At 66.9% G+C, this 15013-nt stretch carries 12 protein-coding genes and 1 pseudogene; 6 read left to right on the top strand and 7 right to left on the bottom strand.

Annotated features, from left to right (window positions below):
- Nucleotides 1–42 precede the first annotated feature (42 nt).
- Nucleotides 43–1680, bottom strand: coding sequence for an ABC transporter substrate-binding protein (locus ACH4YP_RS07365; RefSeq protein ID WP_398489772.1), 1638 nt, complete (start codon nt 1678–1680; stop codon nt 43–45).
- 347 nt (nt 1681–2027) lie between these two features.
- Here ACH4YP_RS07365 and ACH4YP_RS07360 point away from each other — a divergent pair, with 347 nt between their 5' ends.
- The 6 genes and pseudogenes from ACH4YP_RS07360 to ACH4YP_RS07335 form a co-directional block, all read left to right on the top strand.
- On the top strand, nt 2028–3059 hold the full coding sequence (locus ACH4YP_RS07360; RefSeq protein ID WP_361070197.1) for an ABC transporter permease: 1032 nt from the start codon (nt 2028–2030) through the stop codon (nt 3057–3059).
- A 152-nt stretch (nt 3060–3211) separates the two neighbouring features.
- Nucleotides 3212–4996 carry an ABC transporter substrate-binding protein gene (locus ACH4YP_RS07355; protein ID WP_361070194.1) on the top strand — a complete coding sequence of 595 codons (1785 nt, stop codon included), beginning with the start codon at nt 3212–3214 and terminating at the stop codon, nt 4994–4996.
- Nucleotides 4997–5019: 23 nt separating this feature from the next.
- A complete protein-coding gene (locus ACH4YP_RS07350) occupies nt 5020–6003 on the top strand; it encodes an ABC transporter permease (RefSeq protein ID WP_398489770.1) in 984 nt (327 codons plus the stop codon).
- Between the two features lie 14 nt (nt 6004–6017).
- Nucleotides 6018–7046, top strand: a complete 1029-nt coding sequence (locus ACH4YP_RS07345; protein WP_398489768.1) for an ABC transporter ATP-binding protein — start codon at nt 6018–6020, stop codon at nt 7044–7046.
- Nucleotides 7047–7106: 60 nt separating this feature from the next.
- Entirely contained in the window at nt 7107–8162 is a 1056-nt protein-coding gene (locus ACH4YP_RS07340; protein WP_398489767.1) for an ABC transporter ATP-binding protein, read from the top strand.
- 79 nt (nt 8163–8241) lie between these two features.
- Nucleotides 8242–8610 (top strand): annotated as a pseudogene (locus ACH4YP_RS07335) (Uma2 family endonuclease); the annotation flags it as partial.
- 97 nt (nt 8611–8707) lie between these two features.
- On the opposite strand, the gene ACH4YP_RS07330 reads toward ACH4YP_RS07335, so the two are convergent.
- From ACH4YP_RS07330 to ACH4YP_RS07305, 6 genes are all read right to left on the bottom strand, one after another.
- Complete coding sequence (locus tag ACH4YP_RS07330) at nt 8708–9181, bottom strand: GNAT family N-acetyltransferase (protein WP_398489765.1); 474 nt, start codon at nt 9179–9181, stop codon at nt 8708–8710.
- The gene (locus tag ACH4YP_RS07325) at nt 9182–9556 is read right to left on the bottom strand and encodes a VOC family protein (RefSeq protein WP_398490033.1); all 375 of its coding nucleotides are present in this window, start codon (nt 9554–9556) and stop codon (nt 9182–9184) included.
- Nucleotides 9557–9868: 312 nt separating this feature from the next.
- Nucleotides 9869–10981, bottom strand: a complete 1113-nt coding sequence (locus ACH4YP_RS07320) for an oligopeptide/dipeptide ABC transporter ATP-binding protein (protein WP_361069850.1) — start codon at nt 10979–10981, stop codon at nt 9869–9871.
- Between the two features lie 13 nt (nt 10982–10994).
- The gene (locus tag ACH4YP_RS07315; protein WP_361069847.1) at nt 10995–12056 is read right to left on the bottom strand and encodes an ABC transporter ATP-binding protein; all 1062 of its coding nucleotides are present in this window, start codon (nt 12054–12056) and stop codon (nt 10995–10997) included.
- 15 nt (nt 12057–12071) lie between these two features.
- Entirely contained in the window at nt 12072–13049 is a 978-nt protein-coding gene (locus ACH4YP_RS07310; protein ID WP_361069844.1) for an ABC transporter permease, read from the bottom strand.
- 100 nt (nt 13050–13149) lie between these two features.
- Entirely contained in the window at nt 13150–14943 is a 1794-nt protein-coding gene (locus ACH4YP_RS07305; RefSeq protein WP_398489764.1) for an ABC transporter substrate-binding protein, read from the bottom strand.
- Nucleotides 14944–15013: the final 70 nt, after the last annotated feature.

Raw genomic sequence — 15013 nt, 5'->3', positions numbered from 1 at the left:
GGTAGGCGAAGGCACCCGTGTGTCGACGGGTGCCCCCGCGGCTCAGCTGACCTTGATCTCGTTGTAGACGGGGACGCTGAACTGGTTGAGCGCCACGTCGGAGACCCGCTCCGAGTAGCCCGCGCTGCCGTTCTGGTACCAGAGCGGGATGGCGCCCATGTCGTCCCGCAGGACCTCCTCGGCCTGCTGGAAGAGGTCGACGGCCTTGGCCTGGTCGGTCTCCGCGTTGGCCTCGTCGACGAGCTTGTCGAACTCGGCGTTGGTCCACTTGCCGTCGTTGGACGAGGCGTTGGTGTAGTACAGCGGCTGCAGGAAGTTCTGGATCAGCGGATAGTCCATCTGCCAGCCGGCCCGGAAGGGGCCCGACATCTTGGACTGGGTGATCTGGTTGCGGAAGTCGGCGAAGGTGCCGATGGGGTTGCCGACGCAGGCCTTGTCGTTGTCCAGCGCGTTGTTGACGGAGTTGCAGACGGCGTCCACCCACTCCTTGTGGGAGCCGGTGTCCGCGTTGTACGAGATCTTGACCTGGCCGCCGGGCAGCCCGCCGCCCTCCTCGATCAGCTTCTTGGCCTCCTCGGGGTCGTACTCGCAGGCGTCACCGCACAGCCCCTCCTTGAAGCCGCCTGCCTCGCCGAGGACGGGCGAGGTCCAGTCGGTGGCGGGCGTGCGCGTCTTCTGGAAGATGGTCTCGGTGATCTGCTCGCGGTCGATGGCCCGGGACAGGCCCGTGCGGACCTTCTCCATGCCGGCCTTGTCCCAGGCCTTGTCGTAGAACGGGAAGGCGAGGGTCTGGATGATGCCGGCGGGCGTGTTGATGTACCGGTCGCCGAGGTCGCTCTTGGCGTTCTTGAGCTGGGAGGCGGGCACGTCGTCGACGAGGTCGAGGTTGTCGGCCATCAGGTCCGTGTAGGCGGTGTTGTTGTCGGTGTAGACCTTGAGGTCCACACCGCCGTTCTCCGCCTTGTCCTCGCCCGGGTACTGCACCCACTGGCGCATCTTCATCACCGAGCCCTTGGCGTACGAGTCGATGGTGTACGGGCCGTTGCCGACCGGCTTGCTCAGCCAGCCCGCGTGGTCGTCGAAGAACGCCTGCGGCAGCGGGGAGAAGGCCGAGTAGCCGAGGGTGTCGGGGAAGGTCGAGAACTTCTGGTTGAGCTTGACCGTAAAGGTGTTGGGCCCCGTGACCTTGAGACCGGAGAGGGTGTCGGCCGTCTGCTTGCTGCCGTCCTCCGGGTGCGTCTTGTCGTAGCCGTCGATGTACCCGAAGAAGTACGCGTTCTTCTGGTTGTTCTTGAGGCTGGCGCCGTAGTTCCAGGCGTCCACGAACGACTTGGCGTCGACGGCCTCGCCGTTGCTGAACTTCCAGCCGGTCTTGACGGTGACGGTGAAGTTCTGCGAGTCCGAGCTCTCGATCTTCTCGGCGAGCATGTCGTTGGCCTTGCCGGTCTTGGCGTCGTAGCGCTTCAGACCGCGGAAGAGCATGTCGAGGACCTTGCCGCCCTGCACCTCGTTGGTGTTGGCCGGCTCCAGCGGGTTCTGCGGGTCACCCCACGAGGAGCTCACGATCCCGGAGCCGTCGCCACCGCCGCTGTCGCCGCCCCCGTCGTCCCCACAGGCCGTCGCGGCGAGAGCTACCGCCGCCGCGCATGCGGCCCATCTGGCGTGCGTGGCTCCACGCATGGAGTGCCTCCTCTTCGTGCGCTGTGGCTCCGGCGCGGGAGCGCTGTGCCTTCAGCGCCCAATATCGGGGCATAAAGTACTTAACGCCCATTCATCCCACTCTTACGAGTGGGAACACCCTCCGAATGCACGTATGCCGAAACATGGCGAACCGCATATCGGACCTCGCTTTGGTCATGGCAGTACCAAGCCACACCAAGCGGGCGGCCACCCTCAGGTCAAACGGCAAAAGACCAGATCAAAGCCGTCAACGTTCCATTGACGCTGCCTGAACGGCGTTGAAATGGTCGCGCTAGCCCGTGGGTCGCATCCCGCAGACCCGCATGACAGTTCGGGCCAGGAGCACGATGACCTCGCCTACACCCTCTGCCACGACCGCACCCATGGTGGTGGCCGAAGACGCCGTACCCACGGCGCCGAAGACCCCGCCCAGAGGCGGTGACAGCCGCTCCCCCGGCCGGCTCGCCTGGCTGCGCTTCAAGCGCGACCGCACAGGTGTGGTCTCGGCCTACGTGGTGGTGGTCTTCTTCGTCGCCGGAATCGGCGCCCCGCTGATCGCCAGGCTGTACGGCAAGAATCCGTACACGACGTACGGCCAGAACACGGCGGGTCTGCTCAACGACTTCGGTTTCCCCGTCCGGCCCAACGGCGGTATCAGCGGCGACTTCTGGTTCGGCGTCGAACCGCAGCTCGGGCGGGACGTCTTCACGCTGCTGCTCTACGGCATCCGCAACTCGCTGCTGATCGCCACGGTGACGACCGTGCTGGTCACCCTGCTGGGCATCGTCGTCGGGCTCACGGCCGGCTATCTCGGCGGCCGGACCGACTACCTGGTGGGCCGGGTCATCGACATCCTGCTGGCCTTCCCCTCCACGCTCTTCTTCATCGCCTTCTGGCCCGTGATGATCTCGATCCTCGTCTCACCGGAGGACGCCACCCCGACCTGGCTCACGGTGGTCAGCCTGATCTCGGTGATGACCGCGTTCGGCTGGGCGCCGATCGCCCGGCTGCTGCGCGGCGAGGTACTGGCCCTGCGCGAGCGGGAGTTCGTGGAGGCGTCCAAGGTGACCGGTGCGTCGCCGGCCCGGATCATCTTCAAGGAGCTGCTGCCGAACCTGTGGACGCCGATCCTCATCCAGGCGACTCTCGCGCTGCCGATGTACGTCACCACGGAGGCGGCGCTCGCCTTCCTCGGGGTGGGACTGAGCGACCCCACCCCCGACTGGGGCGTGATGATCCAGCGCGGGGCGCAGGTCTATCAGAACGACATCACCTACATGCTCTTTCCCGGACTGACGATGGTGATCTTCGTGATCGCCTTCAACCTTCTCGGCGACTCCGTTCGGGACGCGCTGGATCCGAAGACCCGCCGCCGATAGCTCCGCCGGTCGCCGTCACGTACCTGCGGGTCCGTTGTGGCCGATCGCGGCCACGCGGCGGAGCCGCACATCGATACATCCCCGCGCCCCTCCCTTTTCAGGGGCGCCCCCCTCTCCTCTCCTCCCCTCTCCCTGATTCAGGCAGGACACCCATGTCTATCTCGCGCAGAAACTTCGTCATCGCCACCTCGGTCGCGGCCGGTGGGTCGATGGTTCTCTCGGCCTGCAGCAGTGGTGGGGGCGGTGGCGGTACGGGTGGTGGTGGCTCGACGAGCACCGCCAAGTACTCCGCGGTGACCGTCGGCACGGCGGACGACTCCAAAGGCCCCGCCCCCGAGATCACCGGGGCGCGCAAGGGCGGCACGATCCACCCGCTGGGGCCGGACGACTTCTCCCACCTCGACCCGCAGCGCATCTACTTCGCGTGGAACTCCACGGTCGGCAACCTCTACATCCGCTGTCTGACCGGCTACAAGATCGCCTCCGGCGGCGCCATGAAGCTGGTCGGCGACCTCGCCACCGACACCGGCACCATGTCCGACGGCGGCAAGACCTGGACCTTCACCCTGAAGGACGGGCTGAAGTGGGAGGACGGCAGCGAGCTCACCGTGGACGACGTACGCCACGGCATCGAGCGCGGCTTCGCGAGCTTCACCACCGAGGGGGCCACCTACCTCCAGTCCGCGCTGACCGGCACGAACGACTTCCGCTCGGTCTACAAGGGCCCGTACGGCGGCAAGCACCTCAGCTCGGTCGTCACGGACACCGCGAAGAAGACCATCACCTTCCACCTGAAGGAAGCCCGGCCGGACCTCAACTGGACGCTGGCGATGCAGTCCTACGGCGCGGTGCCCGTCAAGCACGACACCAAGGAGAAGTACGACAAGGACCCGGTCTCCTGCGGCCCGTACCGGATCAAGCAGCACTCGGTCGACAAGTCCCTGACGCTGGTGCGCAACACCCACTGGGACCCGGCGACGGACGCGATCCGCAACGCCTACCCGGACTCCTTCGTCTTCGAGTTCGGCCCCGAGGCGCTCCAGGCCACGGACCGCCTGATCGCCGACTCCGGGGACGACCAGTACGCGGTCATGGCGTACAGCGGGGTGCCGGCCGAGCGCATCCAGAAGGTGCTCGGCACGGCCGACCTGAAGGCCCGTAGCGTCAACGGACTGCTGACCGGCCTCTACTACTACGCCATCAACTGCAAGCGGATCACCGATGTGAAGGTGCGTCAGGCGCTCAACTACGCCTGGCCGTTGGAGCAGATCCGCCGGATCTACGGCGGCCCGTCCGCGGGCGACTACGCCACCACCGTCCTCTCCCCCGACATCGCCGGCCGGGTGAAGTTCGACATCTACGGCAAGCTGACCAAGCCGCAGGGTGACACGGCGAAGGCGAAGGCCCTGCTCAAGGAGGCCGGAAAGCTCGGCCAGAAGATCGTCTACACCTATCCGCAGGGCGCCGACGACGCGTACGACAAGACCAAGGTCGTCATCGCCGCCGCCCTCAAGGAGGCAGGCTTCGACCCGGTCGTGAAGCCGGTCGAGTCGACCAGCTACTACGACCAGGTGCAGCAGATAGACAACCAGTTCGACGTGATGTGGTTCGGCTGGTCCCCGGACTGGCCCACCGGCTACACCCTCCTCCAGCCCCTCTTCGACGGCACCACGATCGCCAACGGCGCCAACAACGTCTCCCAGCTGAACGTGCCCTGGGTGAACGCGGCGATCAAGAAGGACGCCGTCATCCCGGACGCGACCAAGGCCAACGCCGCCTGGGCCGCGCTGGACCGGCAGATCATGGAGAAGGAGGCGCCGATCATCCCCGAGACGTACAAGCGCCGCTACTACCTGTACGGGGACAAGGTGGGCGGGGCCGAGTTCGACCCGCTGTTCTCGGCGTTCATCCTCTACAAGCTGTACGCCAAGGCCTGAGGCCACCAGGGAATCGCATCGCCATGTTCCGCTTCCTCGTCCGTCGGACGCTCGGCGCGCTGCTGATCCTCCTGATCATCAGCGCCCTCACCTTCGTGCTCTTCTACGTCGCCCCGCGGGACCCGGCCCGCGCCGCCTGCGGCAAGCTCTGCACGCCCCAGACACTCGCGCTGGTCCGGCACAACCTCGGGATCTCCGACCCGCTGCCGGTCCAGTACTGGCACTGGCTCGTGGGCGTGTTCGCCGGCCGGGACTACTCGGGGCTCGGGCACTGTCCCGCCCCGTGTCTCGGCTACTCGTTCACCAACCACGAGCCGGTGCTCGGCCTGATCACCGACCGTTTCCCGACGACGCTCTCGCTCTCCATCGGCAGCACGGTGGTGTTCGTCGTCTTCGGTGTCGGTACGGGCATGATCGCGGCGGTCAAGCAGGGCAAGGCGCTGGACAAGATCGCGTCCTCCGCCTCGCTGGTCGGTTCGTCGCTGCAGATCTACATCGTGGGTGTGGTCGCGATGTACTACCTCTCCGACCAGTGGCATCTGCTCCCCCGGCCGCAGGACAGCACGGGGTTCACCCAGGATCCGGCTGCCTGGTTCAAGGGGCTGCTGCTGCCGTGGCTGGTCCTCGCACTGATCTTCACGGCCAACTACACGCGGATGACCCGCTCCCAGCTCGTGGAGACCCTCAGCGAGGACTATGTGCGCACGGCCCGCGCCAAGGGCCTGTCCCGCCGGACGGTGTTCTTCCGGTTCGCCTGGCGGGGTGCGATGGGCCCGATCGTCACGATCTTCGGCCTCGACATCGGCTATCTCCTCGGCGGCGCGATCATCACCGAGGAGACGTTCGGACTGCACGGCATCGGCGCGCTGTCCATCAAGGCCGTACGGGACAACGACCTGCCGCTGCTGCTCGGTGTCGTCCTCACCGCGGCCGCCGCGATCGTCGTCGCCAACATCGTCGTCGACGCCGTGTACGCCCTCATCGACCCGCGGATCCGGCTCGCCTAGGAGAGGTCGACCTCATGAGCACCCCCTTCCTCTCCGTACGCGACCTGCGGGTCGCCTTCTCCACCGAGGACGGCCTCGTCAGGGCCGTCGACGGGCTCTCCTTCGACCTGGCCGAGGGCAGGACGCTGGGCATCGTGGGCGAGTCCGGCTCGGGCAAGTCCGTCACCAGCATGGCGGTCCTCGGCCTGCACGACCGCGAACACACCGACGTGGACGGCGAGATCCTGCTCGCCGGGAAGGATCTCCTGACCGCGACCGAGCGGGAACTGGAGCGGCTGCGCGGCAACACGATGTCCATGATCTTCCAGGACGCGCTGGCCTCCCTCTCGCCCTTCCACACGGTCGGCAAGCAGATCGGCGAGACGTACCGCAAGCACACCGGGGCGTCCCGGCACGAGGCGCGGGCACGGTCGGTCGAGATGCTCCGGCGGGTCGGCATCCCGCAGCCCGACCTCCGGGTGGACGACTATCCGCACCAGTTCTCGGGCGGTATGCGCCAGCGCGCGATGATCGCCATGGCCCTGGTCTGCGACCCGCAACTGCTGATCGCGGACGAACCGACCACGGCCCTGGACGTGACGGTCCAGGCCCAGATCATGGACCTCCTCAAGGACCTCCAGCAGGAGTTCGGCACGGCGATCGTCTTCATCACCCACGACCTGGGCGTCATCGCCAACATCGCCGACGACGTACTGGTCATGTACGGCGGCCGCTGCGTGGAGCGGGGTACGCGCAACCAGGTGCTGCGGACGCCCCAACACCCGTACACCTGGGGTCTGCTGGGTTCGATGCCGAGCCTCGACGGACCGGTCGACGTGCCGTTGTCGCCGATCCCGGGTCTGCCGCCCTCGCTGCTCAACCCGCCCTCCGGCTGCCGCTTCCACCCGCGGTGCGCGTTCGCGGAGAAGGTCCACGGCGGGCAGTGCGCCACGGACAGCCCGCCACTGGAGATCAACGGCGGCGGTCGCGGCACGGCCTGCCACCTCACCGCCGACCAGCGCCGCGAGTTCTTCGTCGACTACGCGACGCCGCAGCCCCACTGACACACACGTCCAACTGACGCACACGTCCAACCGGCTTACGAGAGAAGGTATTTCACGATCATGATCAGCACGGACCCGGACCCGGTGCCCCTCCTGGACGTCACCGGGCTCACCAAGCACTTCCCGGTACGGGGCGGCTTCCCCGTCCGCCGTACGGTGGGCGCGGTGCAGGCGGTCGACGGGCTCGACCTCCGCGTCGCCGAGGGAGAGAGCCTGGGCCTGGTCGGCGAGTCCGGCTGCGGCAAGTCGACGACGGGCCGGCTCATCACCCGCCTCCTGGAACCGACGGCGGGGAGGATCACGTACGCGGGCCAGGACATCACGCACGCCTCGCGCAAGGACCTGGCGCCGGTCCGCTCCGAGATCCAGATGATCTTCCAGGACCCGTACGCCTCGCTGAACCCGCGGCACACGGTCGGGAAGATCGTCTCCGCCCCCATGGAGATCAACGGCATCGACCCGAAGGGCGGCCGCGAGACGCGCGCCCGCGAACTCCTGGAGATCGTCGGTCTCAACCCGGAGCACTACAACCGCTTCCCGCACGAGTTCTCCGGCGGCCAGCGCCAACGGATCGGCGTGGCAAGGGCGTTGGCTCTGAACCCGAGGCTCATCGTGGCGGACGAGCCGGTCTCCGCCCTGGACGTGTCGATCCAGGCCCAAGTGGTGAACCTCCTCCAGACCCTGCAGAGGGACCTGGGCATCGCGTTCGTCTTCATCGCCCACGACCTTGCGATCGTCCGCCACTTCTCGCAGCGCGTCGCCGTGATGTACCTCGGCCGCATCGTCGAGACGGCCGACCGCGACGACCTGTACGAGAATCCGCGGCACCCGTACACACGGGCGCTCCTGTCCGCGGTCCCGGAGGCGACGGCATCACACATCCCGGCCGCCCGCACACGCATCCGCCTGACCGGAGACGTCCCCTCCCCCCTCAACCCACCCTCCGGCTGCCGCTTCCGCACCCGCTGCTGGAAGGCGACGGAGAGATGCGCGACGGAGACGCCGACGCTGGCGCGGGTCGAGGGGGATGGGGTGGGGCATCTTACGGCTTGCCACTATCCGGAGGTCAGGGACGAGGCTCCCGAACCCCGGCAGACGCTCGCGGCGAATCCGTAGGGCGAGGCAACTGTCGCGAGAGTCCCAGCGACACGCCGGGTTCACGGTGTGTCGCTGGGACTCAGCGCACACTTGATGAGGGCCCGAGATCGAGCACCCGTCGATCGGCCGCATGCGGCGCCCGGACGCGGTCGTCATCCCCGAAGACGTGCTCGACGAGGAGGGCCTCGCCGTCGACGCCACTCAGGTGCTGGCGGTCGTCGAGATCGTCTCGCCTTCCGACCCGGACAACGACTACACGGAGAAACTGGCCGAGTATCCGGCTATGGGCATCGGCCATTACATGATCGTCGACCCGCGCACCGGCACCATCGAAGTGCACTCGGCCCCCTGCAAGGACCGCTACCAGGTCAAGGACCCGTACATCTTCGGCGATACGGCGCCCTTCGGCCCGTGGAGTGTGGAGACCGGAGCCTTCCGCCGTTACGGCAAGGCGGGGTCGAGCTGAAGGGGTAGCCCTCGAACGTCAGGTCCCCCAGAGTGAAGATCCCGTCGGGCCCCTCTGGAGACGCACGGGCCATCGTTCTCGGGCCTCTCGGGCGCACTCAGCTCGTGGGCAGGTCCAGTTCACCGACGACCTGGTCTCCGCTCATCTCACCGGTGCGGCGGAATCCGAGCTTGACGTAGAACCGCTCCGGTCCTCTCTCCCCCTGCGCCCAGGTCACCGTGACGCGCGACTGGCCACGCCTGCGGATCTCCTCGCGCACGGACTCCACGGCGAAGCGGCCGTACCCACGCCCCTGTTGGCCGTCGGCTATGTTCAGCCGCCAAAGGCCGGAACGGGGACGGTCGTCCGAGTTCTCCGGGTCAAAGCGGACATCGAAGAAGGCCATCACGAAGCCGACGAGTTCCTCGCCGGCGAAGACCAGGCGAGGCCAGGCGACCTCCGGCTGCACATAGGCCTCGGCCAGCGACTTCACCACCGGAGCCACGAACCGCTCCTGGTCGGAGCGCACCGCGAGGCGGCACGCGGCGTCGACATTGTCCGGTGTCACCTTCTCCAGGCGGAGATCAGGCACTCAGCCCAACTCCCCTCGCTCCACACAGAATTCATTGCCTTCGGGGTCAGCCATCATGACCCAGCCCCCACCGTCCGGCCGTGTGTGGTCGGCAAGTTGGCGGGCGCCGAGGGTAAGAGCCCGCTCGACCTCCTCCGCCCGCGTGCGTCCCCTCGGCCTGAGATCGAAGTGGATGCGGTTCTTGGCCGTCTTGCCCTCCGGGACCCGGACGAAGAGCAGCCTCGGGCCGCCGTCGGGGTCCTGGATGAGCGCCTCCGGGTCACCGGGCTTGTCGTCGTCGGCCAGTGGCCGGCCTAGCAGTTCGCTCCAGAACAGCCCGAGGTCGTACGGGTCTCCGGTGCAGTCGAAGGTGAGGCTGTGGATGCTGGGGTTCAGCCGGCTCAACTGGCTCCTCCAGGGGCCTCGTCGCGAGTCATCGCGAGGAGCATCGCCGACAGTCCTGGGAATGTCGAACGGTTTCCGCCCCCGCCGCCCCTACCCGTCCCAGCCCTTGGGCTCCACCTCCAGACCCCCGAATCGGCCTGGACGGCCTCGTCCTCAAACGCCGGACGGGCTGAAGATCAGCCCGTCCGGCGTTTGAGGAGTGGGGGTTCGGGGGCGGAGCCCCTGAGTAAGGGACGGGAATGGGTAAGGGCGGCGGGGGCGAACACCTTCAACCCCTCCCTGCTCCGCGCGGCCGAAGGTCGACTACTCCGCGTCCTTCTCCAGCGCCACCAGCGCCGGGTCCAGGACGATGTCTTCTTCGCGGGCCTCCGTCGTCGGGTCCTCCGGGAAGTGGCAGGCCGTCAGGTGGCCCGCGCGGTTCCCGGAGATCTGGACCAGCGGGGGCTCCTCCGTGGCGCACTTGTCCTGCGCCTTCCAGCAGCGGGTGCGGAAGCGGCAGCCGGACGGCGGGTGGATCGGCGAGGGGACGTCACCGAAGAGCCGGATCCGCTCGCGGTCAAGGGGCTCGTCGTCGAGGGCGACCTCCGGAACCGCCGACAGCAGGGCGTGAGTGTACGGGTGACGGGGCCGGTTGTAGATCGAGTCGCGGTCGCCGACCTCCACCACCTTGCCGAGGTACATCACCGCGAGCCGCTGAGTGAAGTGCCGCACGATCGCCAGGTCGTGGGCGATGAAGAGGAAGGCGATGCCCATCTCTTCCTGGACCTTCTGGAGAAGGTTCACGACCTGCGCCTGGATCGACACGTCCAGGGCGGAGACCGGCTCGTCCGCCACGATCAGCTTCGGGTTCAGTGCCAACGCCCGTGCCACGCCGATGCGTTGACGCTGACCGCCGGAGAACTCGTGCGGGAAGCGGTTGTAGTGCTCGGGGTTGAGGCCGACGAGTTCAAGCAGCTCACGTACGCGCTTCTCGACGCCGCCCTCCGGGTTGATCCCGTTGACATCCATCGGCGACTTGATGATGGTGCCGACGGTCTGCCGCGGATTGAGCGAGGAGTACGGGTCCTGGAAGATCATCTGGATCTCGGACCGCACGGGTGCCATCTGCCTGCGCGATGCATGCGAGATGTCCTGGCCCGCATAGGTGATCTTGCCGGCGGTCGGCTCCAGGAGGCGGGTGATGAGCCGGCCCGTCGTCGACTTGCCGCAGCCGGACTCGCCGACCAGGCCGACGCTCTCGCCGACGCCGACGGTCAGGTCGACCCCGTCGACGGCCTGCACCGCGCCGACCTTCCGTTTGATCGGGAACCCACCGTAGATGGGGAAGTGTTTCGTCAGACCCTCGACCTTGAGCAGCGTTTCCTTCGCCGTGTCGGTAGGACCCTGCTGTGCCGGGAGGGTGAGGTTGTCGCTCATGTCTCGGTTCTCCCTAGCGCAGCCGGGGCTGGATCTGGTCGATGAAGATGGTCTGCTTCTGCTCGGCCGTGAGATGGCACGCGGCGGCACGGCCGTCGGCCAACGAAGGACGGTCGTCCGTGCAACTGGTGCCCGGCACCTCGTCCTTGAAGGCGCAGCGCGGGTGGAAGGGGCACCCCGAGGGCGGGTTGAGCAGCGAGGGCGGCGAGCCGGGGATCGGCGTCAGCATCTCGTGGATGTCGCCGTCCAGGCGCGGCATCGAGCTGAGCAGGCCCCACGTGTACGGGTGCTTGGGCGAGCGCAGCACGTCGCGCACGCTACCGCGCTCCACGGCCCGGCCCGCGTACATCACGAGCAGGTCGTCTGCCATGTTCGAGATGACGCCGAGGTCGTGGGTGATGAAGATGATCGCGGTGCCGAACTCCTGCTGGAGGTCTCTGAGCAGGTCGAGGATCTGCGCCTGCACGGTCACGTCGAGCGCGGTGGTCGGCTCGTCGGCGATCAGCAGGTCGGGGTCGCACATCAGCGCCATGGCGATCATCGCGCGCTGACGCATACCGCCCGAGAACTGGTGCGGATAGTCGTCGAAGCGGGTCTTGGGCTGCGGGATGCCGACCTTCTCCAGCATCTCGACGGCCCGGACCTTGGCCTCCTTCTTGGAGGCGCCGGTGTGCTTCATGTACGGCTCGGAGAGCTGGCGGCCCACGGTGTAGAACGGCGAGAGAGCCGTCAGCGGATCCTGGAAGATCATCGCCATCTTGTTGCCGCGGAGCCGCTCCAGTTCCTTCTCCGTGGCCGTGACGAGTTCCTTGCCGTCCAGGACGATCTCGCCCTCGACGGTGGTGCTCCTCGGGTTGTGCAGGCCGAGGATCGTCAGGTTGGTGACGGACTTGCCGGAGCCCGACTCGCCGACGATGCCCAGGGTCTTACCGCGCTCGACGTCGAAGGAGAGCCCGTCGACCGCCTTGACGATGCCGTCCTCGGTGGAGAACTGCACCTTCAGATCGCGGACCGAGACGAACTTCTCCGGGCCGGTCGGGGCCGGTGAGCCCTCGGTCTTGGTCAGTGTGGTCACGGTGGTTCGTTCTTCCTAGGAGAGCCGGACGCGCGGGTCGACGACGGCGTACACGATGTCGACGAGGATGTTCAGGATCAGGATGAAGAAGGCCCCGAACAGCATGACGCCCATCGTCAGCGGGAGGTCCTTGTGCTGTGCGCCGTCCACGGCGAGGCGGCCGATCCCCTGGAGGGAGAAGGTCAGTTCGGTGACGACGCCACCACCGAGCAGAGCGCTGATGTCGATACCGAGGACGGTGACAATCGGGATGAGCGAGCCGCGCCAGGCGTAGCGGAAGAACACGTACTTCTGGGCCATGCCCTTGGCACGGGCGGTGCGGACGTGCTCCTCCTGCAGTTGCTCGATCATCGAGGAGCGTGCCATACGCGTGTACTGCGCGGTGAAAATGGTGGCCATCACGACCATGGGGATGGACAGCCCGACGAGCCAGCCGACCGGGTCCTCGGTGATGGGTACGTACTTGGGGTCCTCCATCCAGCCTGTGCTGTAGACGAGGACCGTCAGCGCGATCGGGCCCAGGAAGTAGATCTGGAACGAGCTGAGCACCATGGACGCGCCCGTGGCGACCTTGTCCACCGTGGAACCACGCTTGTACGCGGCCAGCATGCCCGCGCCGACACCGACGACCAGGAAGACGACCATGGAGCCGATGGTCAGCGAGACGGTCAGCGGGAAGCGGTCCATGATGGTGTCCCAGACGAAGTCGCCCGAGTAGAAGGACTGGCCGAGGCAGGGAGCGGCGCAGTGACCGTCGGGGAAGTCGCGGCCGACGATGATGCCGGACATGAAGTCCCAGAACTGCTGCGCGATGGGCTGGTCGAGCCCGAGCGCGTGACGGATGTCTTCCAGTCTCGCGGGCGAGCAGTCCTTGCCACAGGCCAGGGAGGCGTAGTCGGACGGTGCGGCGACGAAGAGGAAGAACGTGGCGGCGCCGATGAGGAACAGGGTGATGACGGCACCGGCCGTGCGCCGGAGGATGAACTGAAACATGGCGGGAGGGCTGCTCTCTGCGGAGACGGTGGGGGCGGTTTCACGGAACCGCGGGGGTGCGCTCCGCCTGGTGCGCACCCCCGCGATCAGCCGTACAGAGTTACGACTTCAGGAACAGTCGGGTGACGTCGATGTAGCTCGACTCGGTGCTGTAGCGGGCACCGCCGATGTTCGAACCGTAGAGCTGGAACTGCTTGGTGTACCAGAGCGGAGCGCCCGGGAGGACCTTCTCCAGGGTGTAGTGGTGCGCTTCCTTCCAAGTCGCCGCAGCTTCTGTCGGCTCCTGGGTCAGCGCCTTCTTGATGAGGCTGTTGACGTGCGAGTCGTTCATGTGCGAGTAGTTCGGCGAACCGTCGGCGACCTGGTCACCGTCGTAGATCGGCGTGACGACCGTGGCCGGCGACGGCCAGTCCTGGCCCCAGCCGTTGATGTACATGTCGTACGGGTTGTCGAGCTTGCCGACCTGCTCGCTGTAGCTGGCGGCGTCGACTTCCTTGGAGACGACGTCGATGCCGATCTTGCTCAGCGCGTCCTCGATGGCGACCTTGCGCTTCTGGCCCTGCTCGTTGTTGCTGTAGGCGAAGACGAGCTTCTTCTCGGCGGCCGGAACGCCCTTCAGGAGTTCCTTGGCCTTCGCGATGTTGCCACTCGGCGTCTTCAGACGGCCGTAGGGGTCGTACTTGGCCTCGTAGCCCGGCAGGGTCGGGGCGAACAGGTTCGGGGCCACGTCACCGCCATAGGCACCGCCCTCACCGGCGATGAGCGACTTGGAGTTCACACCGTAGGCGATGGCCTCGCGGACCTTCTTGTTCTTGACCCGGTCCAGGTTGAAGTTCAGCGCCATGACGTAGGGCTGGTAGCCCTTGATCGTGCGCTTGTTGACGGACGCGGTCTTGATGACGTCCTGGATCTTGGTGGCCTCGACGCTGCCGGTCAGCTGGATGGCGTCCTTGCTGTCACCCTGGTCGGCGATCAGACGGCTGGTCTGAGTCGACTCGGTCACACCGAAGTCGAAGTTGAAGCCGTCCACGTACTGCTGGCGCACGGAGTCGGTCTTCGGGTCCCAGTTCTCGTTCTTCACGAGCTTGAGGGTCTTGCCGACCTTGTACTCGGCGATCTTGTACGGGCCGGTCGAGACCGGGGCCTTGTCGTACTTCGCCTTCGTGTCGGTCTTCTCCGGCACGATGGTGTAGCCCGGCATGGCCAGCGTCTGCGGGAGGTCGGTCTGCGGCGTCTTGAAGTGGAAGACGACCGTTTTGGCGTCCGGAGTCTCCAGCACGTCGTCCGGCAGGTGCTTCTTGCCGAAGCCGCCGTCCGGCAGTGCCTCGCGGTACTTGGGGCCACTCAGCCAGGTCTGCAGGTAGGTCGGACCGTCGAAGATGAACGACGCGTACTGGCGCTCGACGGTGTGCCGGACATCGGCCGAGGTGATGGCGGTGCCGTTCTCGTCCTTGACGCCGTCCTTGAGGGTGAACGTCCAGGTCTTGCCCCCGTCGGAGGACTTGCCCGAGTCGGTCGCGAGGTCACCCACGACCGAGACACCGCCCTTGCCGTCCTCCTCGAAGTTGGTCAGACCGCGGAAGAGCAGGTTGGCGACCTGACCGGCGTCCGAGACGTAGATCTGGCCCGGGTCCAGGTGCGTGAGGCCCTGCTCCTGATAGACCTGAATGGTCCCACCGCTCTTGGCCCCGGCAACCGGCTCTGCGGGGCCGGTCGACGCGGCGGCGTCGCCGTAGGTGACGGCCTTCGACTGGACGGCCGCCTCCTTCTGATCCTTCTTGGAGTCCTTGTCGGAGCTGCCGCCTTTGTTCTCGGAGCAGCCCGTGAGCGCGAGCGAACCGGCCGCTATCGCGACGACCATGGCCCGCGTTCTGCGCGAGTTGAGGGACTTCATGAGGCGAATGCACCTACCTGTCGGTTGATATCCATGAGTACTGCCTGACGCGGCTGGTAGGCCGACGCGG

Origin of the sequence: Streptomyces sp. NPDC020747 (genome assembly GCF_044334695.1) — a bacterium.
Classification (GTDB): Bacteria; Actinomycetota; Actinomycetes; order Streptomycetales; family Streptomycetaceae; genus Streptomyces.
Note: the sequence above shows the minus strand (reverse complement) of the source record. Positions and strands in the feature narration are given on the sequence as shown.

Coding starts and splice junctions, on each gene's coding strand:
- ACH4YP_RS07365 (WP_398489772.1), bottom strand. CDS start 1,680: ATGCGTGGAGCCACGCACGCCAGATGGGCCGCATGCGCGGCGGCGGTA.
- ACH4YP_RS07360 (WP_361070197.1), top strand. CDS start 2,028: ATGACCTCGCCTACACCCTCTGCCACGACCGCACCCATGGTGGTGGCC.
- ACH4YP_RS07355 (WP_361070194.1), top strand. CDS start 3,212: ATGTCTATCTCGCGCAGAAACTTCGTCATCGCCACCTCGGTCGCGGCC.
- ACH4YP_RS07350 (WP_398489770.1), top strand. CDS start 5,020: ATGTTCCGCTTCCTCGTCCGTCGGACGCTCGGCGCGCTGCTGATCCTC.
- ACH4YP_RS07345 (WP_398489768.1), top strand. CDS start 6,018: ATGAGCACCCCCTTCCTCTCCGTACGCGACCTGCGGGTCGCCTTCTCC.
- ACH4YP_RS07340 (WP_398489767.1), top strand. CDS start 7,107: ATGATCAGCACGGACCCGGACCCGGTGCCCCTCCTGGACGTCACCGGG.
- ACH4YP_RS07320 (WP_361069850.1), bottom strand. CDS start 10,981: ATGAGCGACAACCTCACCCTCCCGGCACAGCAGGGTCCTACCGACACG.
- ACH4YP_RS07310 (WP_361069844.1), bottom strand. CDS start 13,049: ATGTTTCAGTTCATCCTCCGGCGCACGGCCGGTGCCGTCATCACCCTG.
- ACH4YP_RS07305 (WP_398489764.1), bottom strand. CDS start 14,943: ATGAAGTCCCTCAACTCGCGCAGAACGCGGGCCATGGTCGTCGCGATA.